Origin of the sequence: Agathobaculum desmolans ATCC 43058, from assembly GCF_000701665.1 — a bacterium.
GTDB classification, from domain to species: Bacteria; Bacillota; Clostridia; order Oscillospirales; family Butyricicoccaceae; genus Agathobaculum; species Agathobaculum desmolans.
Genome location: NZ_JNJN01000095.1, coordinates 1 through 1,363, shown reverse-complemented (window position 1 = coordinate 1,363; position 1,363 = coordinate 1). Strand labels below are relative to the sequence as shown.

At 51.6% G+C, this 1,363-nt stretch carries 1 protein-coding gene; it reads left to right on the top strand.

Annotated features, from left to right (window positions below):
- The coding region (gene tnpC / locus T363_RS14805; RefSeq protein WP_034972525.1) for an IS66 family transposase at window positions 1-1,072 on the top strand (1,072 nt) is incomplete at its 5' end.
- Window positions 1,073-1,363: the final 291 nt, after the last annotated feature.

Genomic DNA, 1,363 nt, shown 5'->3' with positions numbered 1-1,363 from the left:
GGTAAAGACGGAAAAAGACATTCCCGTCATCTCCGGAAGCTATGCCTCAGCAGAGGCCATTGCCCATATTATGGTGCAGAAATTTGTAATGGGTTCTCCACTGTACCGACAGGAGCAGGAATGGAACCGGCAGGGTGTGAAACTGTCCCGGCAGACGATGTCCAACTGGATATTGCGTGCGGCGGAAGACTGGCTGAAGCCGGTGTATGAAGAACTTCACCGAAAACTGGTACAGCATGAAGTTCTGCATGCGGATGAGACAACGCTGCAGGTACTCAAAGAGCCGGGTAAATCCGCACAGAGCAAGAGTTACATGTGGCTTTACAGAACGGGTAGTGATGCAGAGCATCCCATCGTTCTGTATGAGTACAGCCCCAACCGGAAGCCGAAGAACGCGGAGGTGTTTCTGGAAGGCTTTACTGGTTGGCTCCACGCAGATGGATATCCCGGCTACCACAGCCTGCCGGAGCAGATCCGCGTAGTGGGCTGCTGGGCTCATGCGCGGCGTAAATTTGACGAAGCGGTGAGTTCTCTGCCCAAACAGGAGCAGGCCGGCAGTACAGCGTTGGAAGGACAACGGTACTGCAGCATTCTGTTTGCATTGGAGAAGGAGTTTGCCGGTTTAACGGCAGAAGAACGATACAAACAGCGGCAGGAACGGGCAAAACCGGTTCTTGACGCCTTATTGGCATGGTCTGAAACCAAAAAGGCTCCGCCGAAGTCCGCGCTGGGAAAGGCTCTGCATTATCTGCATGAGCAGTGGCCGTGGCTGATCCGGTATCTGGAAGACGGAAGATTGGAGATCTCCAACAACCGTGCAGAACGCAGTATGAAGCCATTTGTAATGGACCGGAAGAACTTCCTGTTTGCCAACACACCCAACGGGGCCCATGGCAGTGCTGTAATCTTCAGTATGATTGAAACAGCGAAGGAGAACAGGCTGGACCCATTCCGGTACCTGGTATGGGTACTGCAGACTGCGCCGGGAATGAGTAAAGATACACCGGACTGGGCGGCAAAGCTTATGCCGGAGAACGTGCCGGATGTGTGCTTCGCAGGCAACAGGGACTGACTGGATTTGCTTCTGCAGATCCAGTTTTCTCTTGCTGCACGACATGTTTTTACATTTTTCGATATACCCGACATTTGTGCCGTTTGAAACGGCAATTGTTTCCTCTAAAATTAGAAAGGGCAACACACCCATTATAATTTACAGGAGGAAGCACTATGAAACAAAAAGAACATTTCGGTCCGAGTATGTGGAGGGCATCCTGAGAACCCACTTCAACAGGCACGCTTGAAAGCCGGTGTATCTCAAGACCAAATTGCCGAACATCTTTCCTGCGATATTCGTACGATCCAA